Below are 302 nucleotides of genomic sequence, written 5' to 3' on the forward strand. Positions count from 1 at the left end.
AGCCCCCCTCAAGATGAGATTTCCCATAGCGTAAGCTAGTAAGATCCCTGAAAGATGATCAGGTTGATAGGTTCGAGGTGGAAGCATGGTGACATGTGGAGCTGACGAATACTAATAGATCGAGGACTTAACCATATAATATGAAGCWAATGTTATCTAGTTTTGAAGGAATATACCTTCATAGTTTGGTGATGATGGCAGAGAGGTCACACCCGTTCCCATACCGAACACGGAAGTTAAGCTCTCTAGCGCCGATGGTAGTTGGGACCTTGTCCCTGTGAGAGTAGGACGTCGCCAAGCAA

2 rRNA genes are annotated in these 302 nt (G+C 46.2%); both read left to right on the top strand.

From position 1 onward, the window contains the following. Window positions 1-135, top strand: a 23S ribosomal RNA gene (locus AC1DJR_RS34230); the annotation flags it as partial. A gap of 49 nt (window positions 136-184) precedes the next feature. After that, a 5S ribosomal RNA gene (rrf, locus tag AC1DJR_RS34235) occupies window positions 185-300 on the top strand. Window positions 301-302 lie beyond the last annotated feature (2 nt).

The sequence above is a fragment of the Bacillus sp. 05T31 genome (assembly GCF_056396725.1).